The sequence below is a fragment of the Actinoplanes sp. ATCC 53533 genome, assembly GCF_003947245.1.
Map to the genome: position 1 here is coordinate 91,528 of NZ_QHHV01000025.1, position 17,926 is coordinate 109,453.

A 17,926-nucleotide genomic window follows, 5' to 3' on the forward strand; every position below is an offset into this window, starting at 1 on the left:
GAATCGAAGCTGAGCAGAGTCTTTGGTCACATTTCCCGCTGCCGGCTCCACCGATCCGGCGACAGTGAAGTAGGTGCCGCCATCCTCTCCCCCGCACTTCGCCGCCGGTCCGATCGCACGCGTCGCTCGGTCGCGCTGGCCCTCGCCGTCCTGCTCCCCGTGGCCGCCGTCTCGGTCCCGTCCGGCCCGGCCGCCGCCGCTACCAAGATCACCGCAGCCACCGACGCCCTCGACGGCACGTGCACCACGCTGCAGGCGTACGACGGCTCCAGCTCGATCGGCTACGTGGTGCGCAACGGGGCCGGTTACGCCTTCACCAGCTCCGCCACGGCCGCCACGCCGTTCCGGCTGGAGGCCACCCAGCTCTCCCGGTACGAGCTGTTCGACAGTTCCGGCGCCCCGGCCTACCAGAGCGTCGTCGGCGCCATCCTGGCCGGCGACGCGTACGGCGACCGGGCCGACTGGACGGTGAGCGCGAGCGGCGACCGGTACCGCTTCACCTCCACCGCGACCGGCCAGATCATGGGCTCCTTCCTGTGGAACCTCGGCGCGGGCGGCACCTCGCACACGATGGCGCTGGCCACGGCCACCGGCTGCTTCACCCCGCCCGACATCGCCACGGGCGTCTCCGGCACCGCCGCGCCCGGGGTGGACAGCAGCGGAAAGCTCGTCGGCACGATCGACGCGCACGCCCACATCACCGCCGGCGCCGCGTTCGGCGGACAGTTGCACTGCGGCGAGGCGTGGGCACCCGGCGGCGTACGGTCGGCCCTGGCCGGTTGTGGCACGCACGCGAGCCTCAACCTGGGCGCGATTCTCGAGGGCGTCATCGGCGGCACCGACATCCTGAACTCCGCCGAGGACGGCTGGCCGACCTTCGGCGACTGGCCCCAGCACAACTCGCTGCTGCACGAGCAGTCGTACTACCGGAGCATCGAGCGGTCCTGGCGGTCCGGCCAGCGGGTGATGAATGCCCTGCTCGTCGCCAACCGGGTGCTCTGCGACCTCTTCCCGTATCGCGACACGTCGTGTGACGAGATGGCGCAACTCCGGGTCCAGTCCACCTACCTGTACTCGATGCAGGACTACATCGACGCCCAGTCGGGTGGCGCGGGCAAGGGCTGGTTCCGCATCGCCAAGACGCCCGCCCAGGTGCGCAGCATCGCCGCGCAGGGCAAGCTGGCCGTGCTCGTCGGCGTGGAGAATTCCGAGATCTTCGGCTGCCGCGAGATCAAGGACGTCGCGCAGTGCACCACCGCGAACATCGACGCGGGCCTCAACGAGCTGCAGGCCCTCGGGGTCTCCGGCCTGTACCCGGTGCACAAGTTCGACAACGCGTTCGGTGGCACCCGCTTCGACGCCGGTGTCACCGGCGCGGCGCTCAACCTGGGCAACCTGATCTCCACCGGCCACTGGTGGACCGCGACCAGCTGCACCGGACCCTCCGACAACGAGCAGCCGCTCGTCAGCGACGACTTCGCCGAGCTCCTCAAGCTCGGCCCCCTCAACCTGCCCGCGGGCGCGATTCTGCCGGTCTACCCGAGCGGCAAGATCTGTAACACCCGGGGCCTCACCTCGCTGGGCACGTACCTGATCAAGCAGATGATCACCCGCGGCATGATCATTCACATCGACCACATGGGGGTGAAGACCGCGCAGGCCGTGCTCGACCTGGCCGACGCGGCCAACTACCCCGGCGTGACCTCGGTGCACTCGTGGTCGGACCTGGGAATCATCAACCGGATCCTGGCCCGGGGCGGATTCGTCGCCACCTACGCCCACGCGGCGCACGACGCCGGTGACGGCGAGAAGGACTTCGTCACCGAGTGGCGCGACAACCGGGCCCTGTCCAACGGCGGCTCGATCACCGGGTACGGGTTCGGCAGCGACGTCAACGGCCTGGCCATGCAGGCCCCGCCGCGCCTCAACGCCGCGGCCAGCCCGCTGACCTACCCGTTCACCGCGCCGAACGGCACCACGGTGAACAAGCAGTCCTACGGTTCGCGGACCTTCGATCTCAACACCGACGGCGTCGCCCAGTACGGCCTCTACGCCGACTGGACCACCGACCTGATCCGGCAGGCGGGCAGCGACGGCCCGGCGCTGAAGGCGCAGCTGATGAACGGCGCCGAGGCCTACACCCGGATGTGGGAGAAGGCGATCGACGCCGCCTGACACGGCCGGCGACGGGCGGCGGCGCTCCGCGATTTCGCGGGGCGCCGCCGCTTCGTGTTGTCAGTCCCGGCACACATAGGCATACTTCGATGAACTGCGAACCCGGAGATGCCCATGCCCATGTCGCCGTCCCGGACCAGGATGCTCGTCGCGGCGACCGCGGCGACCGCGTCGGCCGTGCTGGCCGGCTCCGCCGTCGCCGTCGCCGCGCACGCCGCGGCGGCCGGCTGCGCCGTCACGTACACGGTCACCTCCCAGTGGACGGGCGGGTTCGGCGCGAGCGTCGAGCTCAAGAACCTCGGGGATCCGCTCACCGGCTGGACCCTGACCTGGTCGTTCGGCGCCGGCCAGCAGGTGACCCAGGCGTGGAACACCACCGTCACCCAGAGCGGATCAGCGGTGACGGCACGCAACGCGGCCTGGAACGGCGCCGTGCCGACCAACGGCAGTGCCAGCATCGGCTTCAACGGTTCGTGGAGCGGCGCCAACCCGGCACCGGCGAGCTTCGCGCTCAACGGCACGACCTGCACCGGCGGCGTGACCCCGCCGTCGGCCAGCGCCACACCGTCGGCCAGCGCCCCGCCGCCCGGCCCCGTGCTCACCCGGGTCCACACCGCCGGCCGGGTCAAGGCCGACGGCGACGCGGTGCGGTACAGCTGGCCCGGCGTCTACTTCGAGGGCCGGATCCGGGGCACCGGGGTGGGTGTCGTGCTGAACGACTCCGCCGCCGACTACGAGGTGCAGGTCGACGGCGCGACCGTCGCCACGCTCGTGACGCCCGGCCAGACCACCCGGTGGGTCAACGGCCTGAGCGACGCCGAGCACGCCGTACGCCTCGTCAAGCGCAACGAGAGCCCGTGGAGCGGCAGCGAGTTCGGCGGCTTCGTCGCCGCCCCCGGCGGCGCGATCCTCGCCAAGCCGGCCGCGCGGGCCCGGCAGATCGAGTTCATCGGCGACTCGCTGACCGCCGGCTACGGCAACACGTCCACCAGCCGGGACTGCGACGGCAACCAGGTGAACCGCACGACCAACACCGACATCGGGTACGGCCCGCTGACCGCGCCGGCTCTCCGCCGACTACCAGGTCAACGCGATCTCCGGCCGGGGGATGGTGCGCAACTACAACGGCGGCGAGCCGGGCACCGACTACCGGACCTACTACGACCGGGCGCTGCTGAACGTGGCCGGCGACGTGTGGAGCCCCGGCACCTGGCAGCCCCAGCTCGTCGTGGTCTACCTCGGCACGAACGACTTCTCGACCGCGCTCAACCCGGGCGAGCCGTGGCCGACGGCGGACAGCCTGGCCGCCGCCTACCGCAGCGCCTACAACGGCTTCCTGCAGAAGCTGCGCACCCGGTACGGCGCCACCACAACCATCGTGGCCGTCGGCGCCAGCCCCTTCGCCGACCACGTCCAGCAGGTCGTCCAGGAGCGCACCGCCGCGGGCGACAGCCGGGTGCGCTACTGGACGCTCGACGGCACCGGCCTGGACCTGCTCGGCTGCCACTGGCACTACTCCACCCGCGACCACCAGCTCATCGCCGACCGGCTCGGCACGTACCTGAGCACCCTGTCGCTGAGCTGGTGACGGGCCGGCCGGAGGTGGGGACGCGGGGCTAGGCCACCGACCGGATGCGGGTGACCAGCACCGAGCCCAGCACGGTCACCGCGGCGACCACGAGGTAGAGCACCGGGTAGCCGCCGAGGTAGGAGACGATCGGGAAGGCCAGCGCCGGGCCGAGCACCTGCGGCGCCGAGTTGGCGATGTTGATGATGCCGAGGTCCTTCGCCCGGTCCTCCGCCGTGGGCAGGACCTGGGTGATCAGCGCCTGGTCGACCGACAGGTACACGCCGAAGCCGAGGCCCAGCACGCCGGCCGCGATCAGCGAGCCGGTCCAGGTCGGCCAGACGGCGAGCAGCACCGCCGAGGCGGCCATGACGTAGCCGGACAGGATCACCGAGGGTTTGCGGCGGCCGCTGCGGTCGGAGATGACGCCGCCCACCACGACGGTCAGCACGGTGGTGGCGGTGTAGAGCAGGATCAGCATCAGCAACCCGTCGTCCGGGTTCTCGTAGTGCACCCGGTCGCGCAGGAAGTAGAGCAGGTACAGCGTGGCCATGGCGTTGCCCAGCTGGACCAGGAAGCGGGTGATCCAGGCCCAGGCGAAGTCCGGGTTCTCCCGCGGGTTGAAGCGGAAGGCGGACAGCAGGCCGCGCACGGTGACCCGGGTGACCGCGCCGGCCGGCACCGGCGGGTCGGGCGTGGTCAGCACGAACGGCACCACGGTCAGCACCACCAGCACGCCGATCAGCAGGTATCCGGAGGTCGTGCCGGTGACCACGGCCGTGACCAGCAGGACGCCGAGGACCACGCCGATCGACTGGGTCAGGCCCACCCAGCCGGAGACCAGGCCGCGCTGCCGCACCGGGGTCCGGTCCGGGACGATCGCGGTGAGGCCGGCCTGCAGCGCGTTCAGGCCGGCCTGCGCGACGCACCAGCCCAGGGTGAGCCCGATCAGGGTGTCCTGCCCGGAGAGCAGGGCCAGGCCGGCGCAGCCGAGCAGGGCACCGGCCGCGGTCCAGGTGTGCCGCCGCCCGGTGCGGGCCGTGGTGGCGTCCGACAGCGCGCCGGCGATCGGGCCGACCAGCACCGCCACCAGCGCGCCGACGCCGGTGATGATGCCGAGCGCGGTCTCCTTGTCGGCGCCGGCCAGCGCCTCGGCCTGGTTGGGCAGCAGCACCTGCAACGGCCCGAAATACCCCATCCACAGGCCGAGGTTGGCCAGCGACAGCAGCCCGATCCAGCGGGCGCCCACCCGGGCGGGCTCGACCGCCACGGCCGGCGTGGTCACGACTGAGCCCGCAACGCGGCACGCAGCCAGGAGAAGGAGTCCTTCGGGGTGCGCAGCTGGGTGTCGTAGTCGACGCGGACCAGCCCGAAGCGCTGGTGATAGCCCTCCGCCCACTCGAAGTTGTCCAGCAGCGACCAGACGAAGTAGCCGCGGACGTCGACGCCCGCGCCGATCGCCTCGTGCAGGGCGCGCAGGTGCCCGTCCAGGTAGTCGATGCGGGCGGTGTCGTGGATCCGGCCCTCCGGGGTGACCTCATCGGCGGTGGAGCAGCCGCTCTCGGTGATGTAGATCGGCGGGAGCGCGGTGGCGTACCGGTCGCGCAGGCCGACCAGCAGATCGCGCAGGCCGCCGGGGACGACGGGCCAGCCGAAGGCGGTGGTGGGCACGCCCTCGATCGGGAGCATCTCGAACGGCAGCGGCGACCCGTCCGGCGCCGCGGCGACCCGGGTCGGGTTGTAGTAGTTGATGCCCAGCGCGTCGAGCGGGGTCGCGATGATCTCCCGGTCGCCGTCGTGGACGTACGGCGCGTCGTCCGGCGGCCCGACCAGCGGCGGATACTCGCCGATCAGCACCGGGTCCAGGAACAGCCGGTTGTGGAACCCGTCGTAGATCGCCGCGGCGGTCTGGTCCGCCTCCGAGTCGCTCGCCGGCAACACCGGCGTGCAGTTGTTGGTGATCATCACCTCGGACGCCCCGCCGGCCCGCAGCGCCCGCACCGCCAGGCCGTGGCCGAGCAACTGGTGATGCGCCACCGGCAGGGCGTCGAACATCAGCTCCCGCCCCGGTGCGTGCGTGCCGAAGGCGTAGCCCTGTGCCATGTGCACGATCGGCTCGTTGAGCGTGATCCAACGGCCGACCCGGTCACCGAGCCGGTCCGCGACCACGGCGGCGTACTCGGCGAACCGGTAGCTGGTGTCGCGGTTCAGCCAGCCGCCGGCGTCCTCCAGCGTCTGGGGCAGATCCCAGTGGAACAGCGTGGGCACCGGGGTGATGCCGCGGGCCACCAGCTCATCGACCAGGCGGTCGTAGAAATCCAGGCCCTTGGGGTTGGCCGGTCCGGCGCCGTCCGGCTGGATGCGGGGCCAGGCGATCGAGAAACGGTACGCCCCGACGCCCAGGTCACCGAGCAGCGCCACGTCCTCGGGCCACCGGTGGTAGTGGTCGCAGGCGACGTCGCCGGTGTCACCGTCCCGGGTGCGGCCGGGAGCATGGGAGAAGGTGTCCCAAATCGACCGGCCTCGTCCGTCTTCGTTCGCGGCGCCTTCGATCTGATAGGACGCGGTGGAGACGCCCCACAGGAACGTCGACGGAAAGCTGGGCAATGAATCCATAGCCATGAACTCCTCAGAAGTGAATCCAGCTCATATTAGTGAGGGGCGGCCCCTTTGGTAAGCCGCCGCGAGAGGGAATCCGCAGGCGGCGCGGGGTCATCGGCGGCGGAAAGGAGCGATCACGGCCCGGACCGCGCCATCGGCGCATCCAACCATGGATCATCGCGGCCGCTCAGCTTCCGCGGTGTTCGGTCGATGGGAGGTTTGGCCTCTCCCTCGACCCGGAAGTGGGACCGCATGACCCGCCTGTTGCGCCGGATGCGCCTGCGTTCGCGACTGCTGCTCGCCTTCGGCACCTTCTGCCTGCTCATGTCGGTCATGACGTGGGTGGGCATCACCCAGTCGAACCGGCAGGCCGACATCGCCGACGAGGTGGGCCGGCTGCAGGTACTGACCCGCGACGTCATGCAGCTCAAGTTCCGCGACGCCGACGTCAGCGGCTGGCAGGTCGCCTACGCCTGGGACGTGCCGTACCTCGGGGGTGTCGCCGCCACCGCGGCGGACTCCGCGAACCGCAAGGGCTTCGTCGACTCGGCCGCCGCGCTCAAGCAGGAGATCGCCGCCGTGCCCGTCGATGAGCTGTCGGCGGCCGAGCGGGACGCCTTCACCGCGATCCAGGACAACTTCACCAGCTTCCTGCAGTACGACGACCAGGTCGTCGCCCTGTTCAAGCAGAACACCGCGGCCTCGATCAAGGAGGCCAACAGCCTGATCATCGGCAAGGGGTACGAGGCCTACTACGCGATCATGACCAGCACCGACGCCCTGATCGCCTCGGTGCAGACCCGCAGCGACGACGCCCGGCACCGCGCCCGCGAGGCCGCCGGCAACGTCCGCCAGGCCCTGCTGCTCGGCTGCGGCCTCGCCCTGCTGCTGACCGTGCTGCTCGGCCTGGGGATCACCGCCAGCGTCGTGGGCCCGGTCGAGCGGGTCGCGGACGCGCTGCGGGTGCTGGCCGGCCGCGACCTGACCCCGCGCCTGGTCACCGACGGGCGGGACGAGCTCACGGCCATGTCGCGCGCGTTCAACGAGGCGACCGAGGCCGTACGGCAGATGGTCGCCGGGGTCGGCGAGCGCACCGCCCGCCTCACCACGTCGGCACGCGAGCTGGCCGAGGTGTCCGGCCGGATGGACCAGCAGGCGGGCGGCACGAGCGCCCAGGCCGGCCTGGTGGCCGACGCGGCCGGCGAGGTCTCCGGGAATGTCGCCACCATGGCCGCCGCGGCCGAGGAGATGACCGCCTCGATCAGCGAGATCGCCCGCAGCACCACGTCGGCCGCCTCCGTCGCGGCGGAGGCGGTGAGCACCGCCGAGCAGACCTCCCGCGCGGTGGGCGCGTTGACCAGTGCCAGCGCCGAGATCGGCCAGATCGTCAAAGCGATCACCTCGATCGCCGAGCAGACGAACCTGCTGGCGCTCAACGCGACCATCGAGGCCGCCCGTGCGGGCGACGCGGGCAAGGGCTTCGCGGTCGTGGCGAGCGAGGTCAAGGATCTCGCGCAGGAGACCTCCCGCGCGTCGGAGGACATCATCGCCAAGATCGACGCCATTCAGCAGACCACCGGGCAGGCCACCTCGGCGATCGCCCGGATCACCGAGGTCGTCCATCAGATCGCGGAGCTGCAGGATACGATCGCCGCCGCGGTCGAGGAGCAGTCGGCGACGACCGGCGAGATCAACCGCAACGTCTCCGAGGTGGCGGCCGGCTCGCAGCACATCGCCGCGAACGTCGCCGGGGTCGCCGACATCGCCGGCGCGGCGACCCGGGACGCCGCCACGACGCTGCAGTCGGCACGCGGACTGGGCGAGCTCGCCGCCGACCTCGACCGGCTGGTGGGTTCGTTCAAATACTGATCACGCGCGCCGGCCATCCCCCGACAATGTCGATCCCGGGCCGACGACCCGGCAAAGATCTTGCAGCGGCACGGCCCGCTCCGCACCGGCACGTGACCGCGTCGATTCAGGATCGGGCCCTCGTCCAGGGTGCCGCTCACACGTCCGGGGCGCCGCTCACACGTCCGAGGTGCCGCTCACACGTCCGAGGTGCCGCTCACACCGAGGCCAGGTCCGGGGCGAGCGTCATCCCGGTCAGCTCGCCGATCGTGTGGGCGAGCTCCGCCAGCCCGTCGGCCGCGTCGGTCTTGCCGGCCACGGCGATGACCTTGCCGCTGAGGCGGGTCTTGTCGGCGTCGGTGAGGGTGTGCGCGCTGAGGACCACCACGGGCACGCCGCGGGTGGTGGGGTCGTTGTGCAGGGCGGCGATGACGTCGAAGCCGTCCAGGTCCGGCATGAGCAGATCGCAGATGATCAGGTCGAAGCGCCGGGACCGGGCGACCCGGAGGCCGTCGACACCGCCGGCGGCGGCGGTGACCTGGATGCCCTCGGCGCTCAGGGTGGCATCGATGAGCCGGCGGCTGTGCGGATCGTCGTCGATCGCGAGGACGCTCATCGGCCGGCTCGTGGCGGACGGGATGAGTTCGTGCCGGGCCATCCAGCTGAGCAGCGTGCCGCGGTCGACGGGTTTGACGAAGTAGTCGACCGCGCCGAGGGCCAGCCCGATCTCCGCGTCGTCGTGGACGCTGACGATGAACACCGGGACGTGCCGCAGTCGTTCGTCCTGTTTGAGCTCGGCCAGCACCTGCCAGCCGTCGATGCCGGGCAGCCCGATGTCGAGCAGGATGGCCTCCGGGTCGCAGGCGCGTGCGGTCGCCAGCCCCTGCTCGCCGGTGGCGGCCACGGTGACCTGGTAGCCGGCGCGCTCCAGCTGGGCCGACAGCAGCCGGGCCGCGGCCTCGTCGTCCTCGACGATCAGGATTCCCCCGCCGGGGAAGTCGGCGGGACCGCCCTCCGCGCCCGCCACACCGATGTCGGCGGCGGGCAGGTAGACGGTGAACTTCGTGCCGTGCCCCGGTTCGGAGTGCAGCTCGATGTGCCCGCCGTGGGCGTGCACCAGCCGGCGGGTCAGCGCGAGGCCGAGGCCGGTGCCGCCGGCGCGGTTGTGTACGGCGCCGACCTGCTGGAACTCCTCGAAGACGCGCTGCTGGTCGGCGGCCGAGATGCCCGGGCCGGTGTCGGCGACGCTGATCGCGACGTCGTGGCCGATTCGGCGGGCGGTGAGAAAGATCCGGCCGCGCTCGGGGGTGAACTTGATCGCGTTGGACAGCAGGTTCGTGACGATCTGCCGCAGCCGCGTCCGGTCGGCGTAGGCACGCAGCGGCGCGACCGCCACGGTGACGTCCAGTTCCTTGCGCTGGGTGAGCGCGGCCAGGGTGGTGACGACCTCGTCGATCGCCTCCCGCAGGTCCACCGGCTCGCGCCGCAGGTCGACGTTCCCGGACTCGATCTTGGCGAGGTCGAGCACCTCGTTGATCAGGTTGAGCAGGTGCTGACCGCTGGAGTGGATGTGCCCGATCCACTCGGTCGGCACGGCCGTCTGCCCGTCGGCGGCGGGCTCGGTGCGCATCAGATCGCTGAATCCGATGATCGCGTTCAGCGGAGTGCGCAGTTCGTGGCTCATGTTCGCCATGAAGTCGCTCTTGGCCTTGCTCGCCACCGTCAGCGCGGCGACCGAGGCGGACAGCTCGCCGGTGAGCCGGTCGCGGTCGGTGAGCAGGTCCGCGCGTTGCCCGAGCGCCGCGGTCTGCGCGGCGAGTTCGCCGAGCAGTTGCAGGTCGTCGTCGGTGAACAGGCTGCGGTAGGAGCCGAGCAGCAGCAGGACCGCCGCGCCGGCCGGCAGGGGCAACGGCGAGGCCGTGACGAAGCGGAAGCCGCCGGCGCGGGCGTAGGCGAGCGCGGCGGGCGGAACCGTCGGCCGGCGGTCATCGACGCTGCCGCTGCCACTGAACGCGAACAGTTCGGCACACTCCGGGTCGGGCCCGTCCGGTCGCAGCGCCGGCACACCGACCCGGGCCGCCTCGTGGCAGGCGCCGTCGCCGGTGCGGATCAGGATCACCGCGCCGCCGGAGGAACTGGCCCGGCACACCGCGCCGGCGTAGGTATGCCAGAGCGCGGCGGCCGAGGAGTCCGGTGGGGCCTGCACCAGCTTCCGGACCACGTCGTACGCCGCCCGGTTGGACCAGGCCCGCCGGGCCCACGCCGGGGGCGCGAACGCCATCAGATAGCCGACGGCCGACGCCAGCGCGAGCACCCGCGCCACCTGCTGCACCCGCTCCGGGTCGCCGACGCCCGCACCCGCGCACATGATCGCGGCCGCGAACAGCGCGGTCGCCGCCGCGGCCAGCCACAGCCGGGTCCGCGCCGCCCCGGCGCGCGACAGCGCCAGCCGGCCCAGGAACCAGGCCGCGACGACCTCGGTGATCACGAAGACGATCACGATCGGATACCGCGCCCACGGGCCGAGGACCTCGCCGCCGGCCGCCAACAGCACCCCGCTGACCAGCCACCCGGTCAGCGCCGTCCAGTACACCGCGCCCGGCACCGGGCCGACCTGCCGCACGACCCGCAGGATCAGGAACGGCTGGCCGAGCAGCAGCACCGAGGAGGCCACGGTCACGAACCGGGCCGGTTCTCCCGTCACCATGCTCAGCAGCGTGACGACGAACAGCACCGCCAGCGCCGAGAACATGACGACGACGTCGCGCTGCAGCCCGTCACGCCGGCGCAGGTAGCCGACCAGCACGCGCACGAACACCGCCGTGAAGAGGGCCTCCATGATCAGGGCCGACCACAGCGCCTCCACGCCGTCATCCCGCATAGGCAGAACGTATAACCCGGACCCGCCGCCCATACAGGAAACGGCGTCAGAGCGGCGTGGAGAGCTTGCGGTGCAGCAGGGTCTCGTCGGGCGCCCGCTCGCCGGATCCCCGGCGGATCAGCGTGGTCCGGATCCAGTGCGCCCGCGGCGCCCCGGCCTGTCCGTCGATGCGGGCGAACAGCGCCCGCGCCGCCATCTGCCCCATCGCGGCGGGGTCCTGGGCCACCACCGTCACGGCCGGCTGCAGCAGGTCGGCGAGCGGGAAGTCGTCGAAGCCGACGAGCGCGACGTCTTCGTGCAGCAGCAGCCGGCGCAGCGCCCGCACGGCCCCGATGGTGATCAGGTTCTGGCTGGTGAACAGGGCCGTCGGCGGCAGCGGCTGGGCGAGCACGCTCATGACGGCAGCCTCCGCGGCCGCCTCCGTGTGCAGGTCGTGGATCATGAGCGCCGGGTCGGGCTGGACACCGGCCCCCGCCAGCGCCGCCAGGTAGCCCTCACACCGATGCCGGGCCGTCGAGATCTTCGTGTAGTCGCCGAAGTACGCGATCCTGCGGTGCCCGTACGACAGCAGATGCCGGACCGCCTCGGTGGCGCCGACCGTGTTGGTGGACAGGACGGTGTCGCCGGGAATGCCGGACGCCGGACGGTCGACGAAGACCACCGGGGTGTCGTTGCGGACCTCGCCGGCCAGGTGGCCCAGATCGGCGCTCACCGGCGCGATGATCAGGCCGTCCGCGCGGCGGGCGGTGAAGACTCGGGTCAGTTCCCGCTCCCGGACCGGGTCCTCGTCCAGGCTCCCGGTCAGCACCTGCACGCCGCGGGCCCGGGCCTCGTCCTCGACCGCGCGGTGCAGCGAGGCGGAGAACGGGTTGCTGACGTCCTCGAGGAGCAGTCCAATCGTCCCGCTGCGGCCGTCGCCGCGCCGCAGCGCGCTGGCGCCCAGGTGCGGCTGGTAGTTGAGCGCCGCTACCGCCGTTCGCACCCTCGCGGCCAGGTCCGGCGCTACGCTGGCCTCGCCGTTCACGACCCGGGAGACGGTCTTGATGCTCACGCCTGCGGCCCGCGCCACGTCCTTCATCGTCGCTCTGACGATGTCCTCGTCCGACGCCGGATCGGCGTTGCTGGCAGGCACTGGTCCCTCTTCCCGCGGTTGATGCGAAGCGGGCAGACTACCCGCCACCGCCTCCTCGCCGCTCAGAGCATCCCGCTCGGAGACAACGATGTCTAGAGCTCCGTCAGGTAACAAAGTGAGCGTAGTTGAAATGTGTTGTTGACAACAGGCTCCTCCTCGCGGATGGTTCAGACAACGTTGTCTCAGCGACTCGACCTTTCAAGGGAGACCGATATGCAGCACCCGAAGCGAGTGATCGCCCTCGGCACCGTCCTCGGCCTGGCTCTGTTCAGCAGCGCGTGCGGCGGCGACAGCGGCACCGACAGCGGCGGCGACGGCAAGCCGCTGGTCGGTCTGATCACCAAGACGGACACCAACCCCTTCTTCGTGAAGATGAAGGAGGGTGCGCAGCAGGCGGCGGGGACGCAGGGTGTGGAGTTGCAGAGTTTCGCGGGGAAGCAGGATGGTGACAATGAGGCGCAGGTGCAGGCGATCGAGAGTTTGATCTCGGCTGGTGCCAAGGGTTTCCTGATCACGCCGAGTGATTCCAAGGCGATCGTGCCGTCGATTGACAAGGCGCGGCAGCAGGGTTTGTTGGTCATCGCGCTGGACACCCCGACGGATCCGGCCAACGCTGTTGATGCGACCTTCGCCACCGATAATTATCAGGCGGGCAGGTTGATCGGGCAGTGGGCCAAGGCGAAGTTCGACAAGGACGGTAAGCAGGCCAAGATCGCCATGTTGGATCTGAACGCCAACCAGGTCTCCGTGGATGTGCAGCGTGACCAGGGCTTCCTGGAGGGTTTCGGCGTCGATGTGAAGGACAAGGCGAAGATCGGTGATGAGGCCGACCCGCGGATCGCCGGGCATGACGTGACCGACGGTGCCGAGGACGGTGGGCGCACGGCGATGGAGAATCTGCTGCAGAAGGACCCGTCGATCAATCTGGTCTACACGATCAACGAGCCGGCGGCGGCCGGGGCGTATCAGGCTTTGAAGGCGGCTGGTAAGGAGAAGGCTGTCACGATCGTGTCGGTCGATGGTGGCTGCCCGGGTGTCGATAACGTCAAGGCCGGTGTCATCGGTGCGACCTCGATGCAGTTCCCGCTGAAGATGGCCTCGCTGGGCATCGAAGCGATCTCCAAGTTCGCCAAGGACGGCACCAAGCCGCAGGCCACCGCCGGTAAGGACTTCGTGGACACCGGTGTCCAGCTGATCACCGACCAGCCGCAGAGCGGTGTCGAGGCCAAAGACTCCGCCTGGGGCAAACAGAATTGCTGGGGCTGACGATGTCGACAACTGACACCAAGGAACCACCACCGTCTCCGGACTTCGACACCTCGGGACCCGAGTCGTTCGGGTTGCGGGTGCAGCATCTGCTGCACGGTAATCCGACGCTGGGCCCGTTGGCTGTCCTGATCGTCGCGATCCTGGCTTTCTCGCTGGCCAATCAGCGGTTCTTCTCCGCACCGAACCTGTCTCTGGTGCTGGCCCAGGTCACCGTCATCGCCGTGCTGGCACTGGGTCAGACCCTGATCATCCTGACCGCTGGTATCGACCTGTCCGTCGGCGCCGTCGCGGTGTTCTCCTCGATCCTGATGGCCAGCTTCGCCACCAAGATGGGTATGCCCGGCATCCTGGCGCTGCTCCTCGGCCTGATCGCCGGCACCGCCATGGGCGCCCTCAACGGTTTCCTGGTCACCCGGATCAAACTGCCACCGTTCATCGTCACCCTCGGCACCCTGAGTATCTTCTTCTCCCTCAACTCCGTGGTCTCCAAAAGCGAAACCATCCGCGGCTCCGACATGCCCGACCTGATGACCTGGACCGGCACCACCATCCCGATCGGTGGTTTCCGGCTGACCTACGGCTCCATCATCATGCTCGGGCTGTTCGCCGCTTTCTTCTACGCCCTGAGCTCCACCGCCTGGGGTAAACACGTCTACGCCACCGGCGACGACATCGAATCCGCCCGCCTGGCCGGTATCCGCACCAACCGTGTGCTGTTCTCCGTCTACACCGTCGCCGGTCTGCTCTACGCCCTCGGCGCCTGGATCCTCATCGGCCGGCTCGCCTCGGCCAGCCCGAACGTCGGCGTCGACTACAACCTCGACTCCATCACCGCGGTCGTGCTCGGCGGCACCAGCCTGTTCGGCGGCCGCGGCGGTGTCCTGGGCACCCTCATCGGCGCCCTCATCGTCGGTGTCTTCCGCAACGGCCTGCAACTAGCCGGCGTCGAAGTCGTCTGGCAAGGCTTCGCCATCGGCCTACTCGTCCTGATCGCGGTCTCCCTCGACCAGTGGATCCGAAAGGTCAAAACATGACCCCGCCTCCACGAGGAAACCCCAACAACACCCCGCTTCCCCCGGGGAAGCACAGCGGCAGCCCGTTTCCGGCAGGGAAGCAGAGCGGGAGCCCGCTTCCTATCGGGAAGCAGAGCGGCAGCCCGCTTCCTATCGGGAAGCAGAGCGGCAGCCCGCTTCCCATGGGGAAGCAGAGCGGCAGCCCGCTTCCCATGGGGAAGCAGAGCGGCAGCCTGCTTCCGGGAGGGCAGCAGAGCGGCAGCCCGCTTCCGGGAGGGCAGCAGAGCGGCAGCCCGTTTCCGGGAGGGAAGCAGAGCAAGACACCGTTTCCGGGAGGGAAGCAGAGCAAAGGATCCCGGCAGAGCACACTCAGGGAGGCACCGGAATGAGCACCACCCTCACCCCGGTCCTACAGGCGAAGGGCCTGACCAAACGCTACGGACGCGTCACCGCCATCGAAAGCGGCGACCTGGAGCTCTACCCCGGTGAGATCCTCGCCGTCATCGGCGACAACGGCGCCGGCAAATCCAGCCTCATCAAAGCCCTCTCCGGCGCCGTCATCCCCGACAGCGGCGAGATCTACCTCGACGGTCAACCCGCCCACTTCCGCACCCCGATGGACGCCCGAGCCGCCGGCATCGAAACCGTCTACCAAACCCTGGCGATCTCCCCCGGGCTCGACATCGCCGACAACCTGTTCCTCGGCCGTGAGGAACGCAAACCCGGCATCCTCGGCACAGTGTTCCGGATGCTCGACAAAAACCACATGCGCACCGAAGCCCGCCGCCACATGAACGAACTCGGCGTCGCCACCCTGCAAGACATCGGCCAAACCGTCGAATCACTATCCGGCGGGCAACGCCAAGCCGTCGCCGTCGCCCGCTCCGCCGCCTTCGGCAGCAAAGTCGTCATCCTCGACGAACCCACCGCCGCGCTCGGCGTCAAGGAAGGCAACCGGGTCCTACAACTGATCCGCGACGTCCGCGACCGCGGCCTACCCGTCATCCTGATCAGCCACAACATGCCCCACGTCTTCGAAGTCGCCGACCGCATCCACATCCAACGCCTCGGCCGACGCGCCACCGTCATCACCCCGAAAAGCCACACCATGAGCGAAGCCGTCGCCATCATGACCGGCGCCGCCGAACCACCACCACACACCGCCTGACCCGGCGTCGCCGGCGTCGTCGGGCTGTCAGAGCTGGAGGACGTTTCCCTCCGAATCCCGCAGGGGTGGCGAACGGGCCTTGAAGAAGAAACCGCCGATGCCGGTCACGCGTTGCCTCGTCATGGCTCCATGATTCCGGGTTCGCAGCGGTAAGGAAGCGGTAAGCACCGCGACACTTCCGGCGGCTCGGTCGGAGGTGTTGACTCAAGGTTGTGCTGAAACGCCTGCTTACCAGACCCGTGACCTGGGTCGTCGCCGTCCTGCTGGGTGTCGGCGGCGGGGCCGGTCTCTATTGGTTCGAGCCCTGGCGGCTGTTCACCGACACCACCGTCAACGAGACCCTGTCCGCAGCGACCGTGCCGAGCAACGCCGCGGCCGACGGGTCTGCGCCGACCAGCGCTGCGGCCGGGCCGATCGTCGTGCGTACGGGTTCGTTCATCACCCATGAGCATGCGACTGCGGGCACCGCCCGGCTCGTCCGCAACCCGGACGGCAGTCACCAGGTGGAGCTGATCGGCCTGGACACCTCCGACGGCCCGGACCTGCGGGTCTGGCTCACCGACCAGGAGGTCAAGAAGGGCCCCGCGGGCTGGCGCGTCTTCGACGACGGCGAGTGGACCGAGCTCGGCCGCCTCAAGGGCAACCGCGGCGACCAGGTCTACCCGGTCCCGGGGACCGTCGATCCCGGCGACTACCGAAGCATCAGCATCTGGTGCAAGCGCTTCGCCGTGTCGTTTGGAGCGGCGAGCCTGCGATGAGGGCGGCGCGATGAGGGCGGCGTGATGAAGGCGGCGTGATGAGGGCGGCGTGATGAGGGCGGGTTGACAGCGAGGCGAGGGCCACCGTCAAGTGGACCCTCGCCTGGTGACTTTGTCGCTCAGGCGCCCCAGCCGGCCTGCTCGCCGCCGACCCGGTCCTCGACGATCTTCTCCTGGTAGCCGCTGCGCCGGTAGGCCTTCACCGGGTCGGGGTCCAGGCCCGCGTCCGCCCGGACCTCGCCGAGCAGCGGTCGCACGTCCGTGTTGTACGCGTCCATCAGCGCCGCGTTGGCTTCCAGCACGTCGCCGTCGTTCTGCGCCTTGCTCAGCGCGTCCCGGTCGACCAGCAGGGCCTTCGCCGTCGCTTCCTGGATGTTCTGCACCGAGCGGATGATCGCCGGGATCTTCGCCTCGATGTTGTGGCACTGGTCCAGCATGAAGTTGATGCCGTAGGCCGGGTCCAGCGCGCCGCCGCGGACGATCTCGTACATGATGCGGAAGAGCTGGAACGGGTCCGCCGCCCCGGCCATCAGGTCGTCGTCGGCGTAGAAGCGGCTGTTGAAGTCGAAGGCACCCAGCTTCTGCTGCCGCAGCAGGAACGCCACGATGAACTCGATGTTGGTGCCGGGGGCGTGGTGGCCGGTGTCGATGCAGACCGTCGCCTTTTCGCCCAGTTCGAGGCAGTGCGCGTACGACGTGCCCCAGTCCGGGACGTCGGTGGCGTAGAAGGCCGGCTCGAAGAGCTTGTACTCCAGCAGGATGCGCTGGTCGTCGCCGAGCCGGGCGTACGTCTCGCGCAGCGCCGCGGCCAGCCGGTCCTGGCGGTTGCGCAGGTCGTCCTGGCCGGGGTAGTTGAGGCCGTCGGCGAACCACAGCTTCAGGTCACGCGAGCCGGTCGCGTCCATGATGTCGATCGCCTCGAGCAGGTGATCGGTGGCCTTGCGGCGCACGCCCGGGTCGGGGTTGGTGACCGAGCCCAGCTTGTAGTCGTCGTCCTGGAAGACGTTGGTGTTGATGGCGCCGATCCCGACGCCTTGCTCCCGGGCGAAATCGCCGAGTGAAGCGTAGTCGTCCACCTTGTCCCACGGGATGTGCAGCGCGACCGTCGGCGCCACGCCGGTGAACTTGTGCACGATGGCCGCGTCGGCGATCTTCTCCCGCGGGTTGCGGGGGACGCCCGCCTGGGCGAAGACCTTGAATCGGGTGCCGGAGTTGCCGAAAGCCCACGAGGGGGTCTCGATGCGCTGCGCGGCGAGGGCGCGCTTGACGGCGGCGAGGTCGATCATGGGTTCTCCAAAGGATCCGAGAGGTGGAACACCTCGGTCAGCAGCGGGAATCCCTCGTCGGGCGAGGTACCGACGAAGAATTCCGCCATTTCCGACTGCCATCGGGTGTTGACGTCCAGCGCCTCCATGGCCGCCTGGGACGCCGCGAGGTCGTCAGCCTCGACGTAGCCGACCAGCAGGCCGTCGGAGCGCAGGAAGAGGGAGTAGTTGCGCCAGCCGGTGGCCCGT

At 70.0% G+C, this 17,926-nt stretch carries 13 protein-coding genes and 1 pseudogene; 8 read left to right on the forward strand and 6 right to left on the reverse strand.

Annotated features, from left to right (window positions below; translation table 11 throughout):
- Positions 1-159 precede the first annotated feature (159 nt).
- The 3 genes and pseudogenes from DMB66_RS09915 (at position 160) to DMB66_RS63585 (ending at position 3,763) form a co-directional block, all read left to right on the forward strand.
- Positions 160-2,175, forward strand: coding sequence for a hypothetical protein (locus DMB66_RS09915; protein ID WP_233624438.1), 2,016 nt, complete (start codon positions 160-162; stop codon positions 2,173-2,175).
- A gap of 141 nt (positions 2,176-2,316) precedes the next feature.
- Positions 2,317-3,036, forward strand: a pseudogene (locus tag DMB66_RS63580) (cellulose binding domain-containing protein); the annotation flags it as partial.
- Positions 3,037-3,283: 247 nt separating this feature from the next.
- Positions 3,284-3,763 (forward strand): SGNH/GDSL hydrolase family protein, encoded by a 480-nt coding sequence (locus DMB66_RS63585; protein ID WP_233624439.1) that lies wholly within the window; start codon positions 3,284-3,286, stop codon positions 3,761-3,763.
- 28 nt (positions 3,764-3,791) lie between these two features.
- On the opposite strand, the gene DMB66_RS09925 is transcribed toward DMB66_RS63585, so the two are convergent.
- Entirely contained in the window at positions 3,792-5,027 is a 1,236-nt protein-coding gene (locus DMB66_RS09925) for an MFS transporter (protein ID WP_233624440.1), read from the reverse strand.
- Positions 5,024-6,358, reverse strand: coding sequence for a GH1 family beta-glucosidase (locus DMB66_RS09930; RefSeq protein WP_199752186.1), 1,335 nt, complete (start codon positions 6,356-6,358; stop codon positions 5,024-5,026). Before DMB66_RS09930 ends, DMB66_RS09925 begins: the two co-directional genes overlap by 4 nt.
- A gap of 237 nt (positions 6,359-6,595) precedes the next feature.
- Between DMB66_RS09930 and DMB66_RS09935 the strand changes: the two genes are divergently transcribed.
- Complete coding sequence (locus tag DMB66_RS09935) at positions 6,596-8,212, forward strand: methyl-accepting chemotaxis protein (protein ID WP_125803729.1); 1,617 nt, start codon at positions 6,596-6,598, stop codon at positions 8,210-8,212.
- A gap of 196 nt (positions 8,213-8,408) precedes the next feature.
- Here the strand turns inward: DMB66_RS09935 and DMB66_RS09940 are convergent, their stop codons facing one another.
- Together DMB66_RS09940 and DMB66_RS09945 are read right to left on the reverse strand one after the other, a co-directional pair.
- The gene (locus DMB66_RS09940) at positions 8,409-11,072 is read right to left on the reverse strand and encodes a response regulator (RefSeq protein ID WP_125803730.1); all 2,664 of its coding nucleotides are present in this window, start codon (positions 11,070-11,072) and stop codon (positions 8,409-8,411) included.
- A gap of 46 nt (positions 11,073-11,118) precedes the next feature.
- On the reverse strand, positions 11,119-12,204 hold the full coding sequence (locus tag DMB66_RS09945; RefSeq protein WP_233624441.1) for a LacI family DNA-binding transcriptional regulator: 1,086 nt from the start codon (positions 12,202-12,204) through the stop codon (positions 11,119-11,121).
- Positions 12,205-12,417: 213 nt separating this feature from the next.
- On the opposite strand from DMB66_RS09945, the gene DMB66_RS09950 reads away from it, so the two are divergent.
- From DMB66_RS09950 to DMB66_RS09965, 4 genes are all read left to right on the forward strand, one after another.
- Positions 12,418-13,470 carry a sugar ABC transporter substrate-binding protein gene (locus DMB66_RS09950; RefSeq protein WP_125803731.1) on the forward strand — a complete coding sequence of 351 codons (1,053 nt, stop codon included), beginning with the start codon at positions 12,418-12,420 and terminating at the stop codon, positions 13,468-13,470.
- A gap of 2 nt (positions 13,471-13,472) precedes the next feature.
- Positions 13,473-14,507, forward strand: a complete 1,035-nt coding sequence (locus DMB66_RS09955) for an ABC transporter permease (protein WP_125803732.1) — start codon at positions 13,473-13,475, stop codon at positions 14,505-14,507.
- 364 nt (positions 14,508-14,871) lie between these two features.
- The gene (locus DMB66_RS09960) at positions 14,872-15,654 is read left to right on the forward strand and encodes an ATP-binding cassette domain-containing protein (protein WP_125803733.1); all 783 of its coding nucleotides are present in this window, start codon (positions 14,872-14,874) and stop codon (positions 15,652-15,654) included.
- Positions 15,655-15,866: 212 nt separating this feature from the next.
- The gene (locus DMB66_RS09965) at positions 15,867-16,412 is read left to right on the forward strand and encodes a DM13 domain-containing protein (RefSeq protein WP_125803734.1); all 546 of its coding nucleotides are present in this window, start codon (positions 15,867-15,869) and stop codon (positions 16,410-16,412) included.
- Positions 16,413-16,531: 119 nt separating this feature from the next.
- Here the strand turns inward: DMB66_RS09965 and rhaI are convergent, their stop codons facing one another.
- Both rhaI and DMB66_RS09975 read right to left on the reverse strand, forming a co-directional pair.
- Positions 16,532-17,698, reverse strand: coding sequence for an L-rhamnose isomerase (gene rhaI / locus DMB66_RS09970; RefSeq protein WP_125803735.1), 1,167 nt, complete (start codon positions 17,696-17,698; stop codon positions 16,532-16,534).
- On the reverse strand, positions 17,695-17,926 hold a 232-nt coding region (locus DMB66_RS09975; protein WP_148112727.1), incomplete at its 5' end, for an L-rhamnose mutarotase. The genes rhaI and DMB66_RS09975, both read right to left, overlap by 4 nt.

Bases quoted from the DNA above. Each gene is read 5' to 3' on its own strand.
- DMB66_RS09960 (WP_125803733.1), top strand. From the start codon at position 14,872: ATGAGCACCACCCTCACCCCGGTCCTACAGGCGAAGGGCCTGACCAAA.
- DMB66_RS63585 (WP_233624439.1), top strand. From the start codon at position 3,284: ATGGTGCGCAACTACAACGGCGGCGAGCCGGGCACCGACTACCGGACC.
- DMB66_RS09955 (WP_125803732.1), top strand. From the start codon at position 13,473: ATGTCGACAACTGACACCAAGGAACCACCACCGTCTCCGGACTTCGAC.
- DMB66_RS09935 (WP_125803729.1), top strand. From the start codon at position 6,596: ATGACCCGCCTGTTGCGCCGGATGCGCCTGCGTTCGCGACTGCTGCTC.
- DMB66_RS09930 (WP_199752186.1), bottom strand. From the start codon at position 6,358: ATGGATTCATTGCCCAGCTTTCCGTCGACGTTCCTGTGGGGCGTCTCC.
- rhaI (WP_125803735.1), bottom strand. From the start codon at position 17,698: ATGATCGACCTCGCCGCCGTCAAGCGCGCCCTCGCCGCGCAGCGCATC.
- DMB66_RS09940 (WP_125803730.1), bottom strand. From the start codon at position 11,072: ATGCGGGATGACGGCGTGGAGGCGCTGTGGTCGGCCCTGATCATGGAG.
- DMB66_RS09950 (WP_125803731.1), top strand. From the start codon at position 12,418: ATGCAGCACCCGAAGCGAGTGATCGCCCTCGGCACCGTCCTCGGCCTG.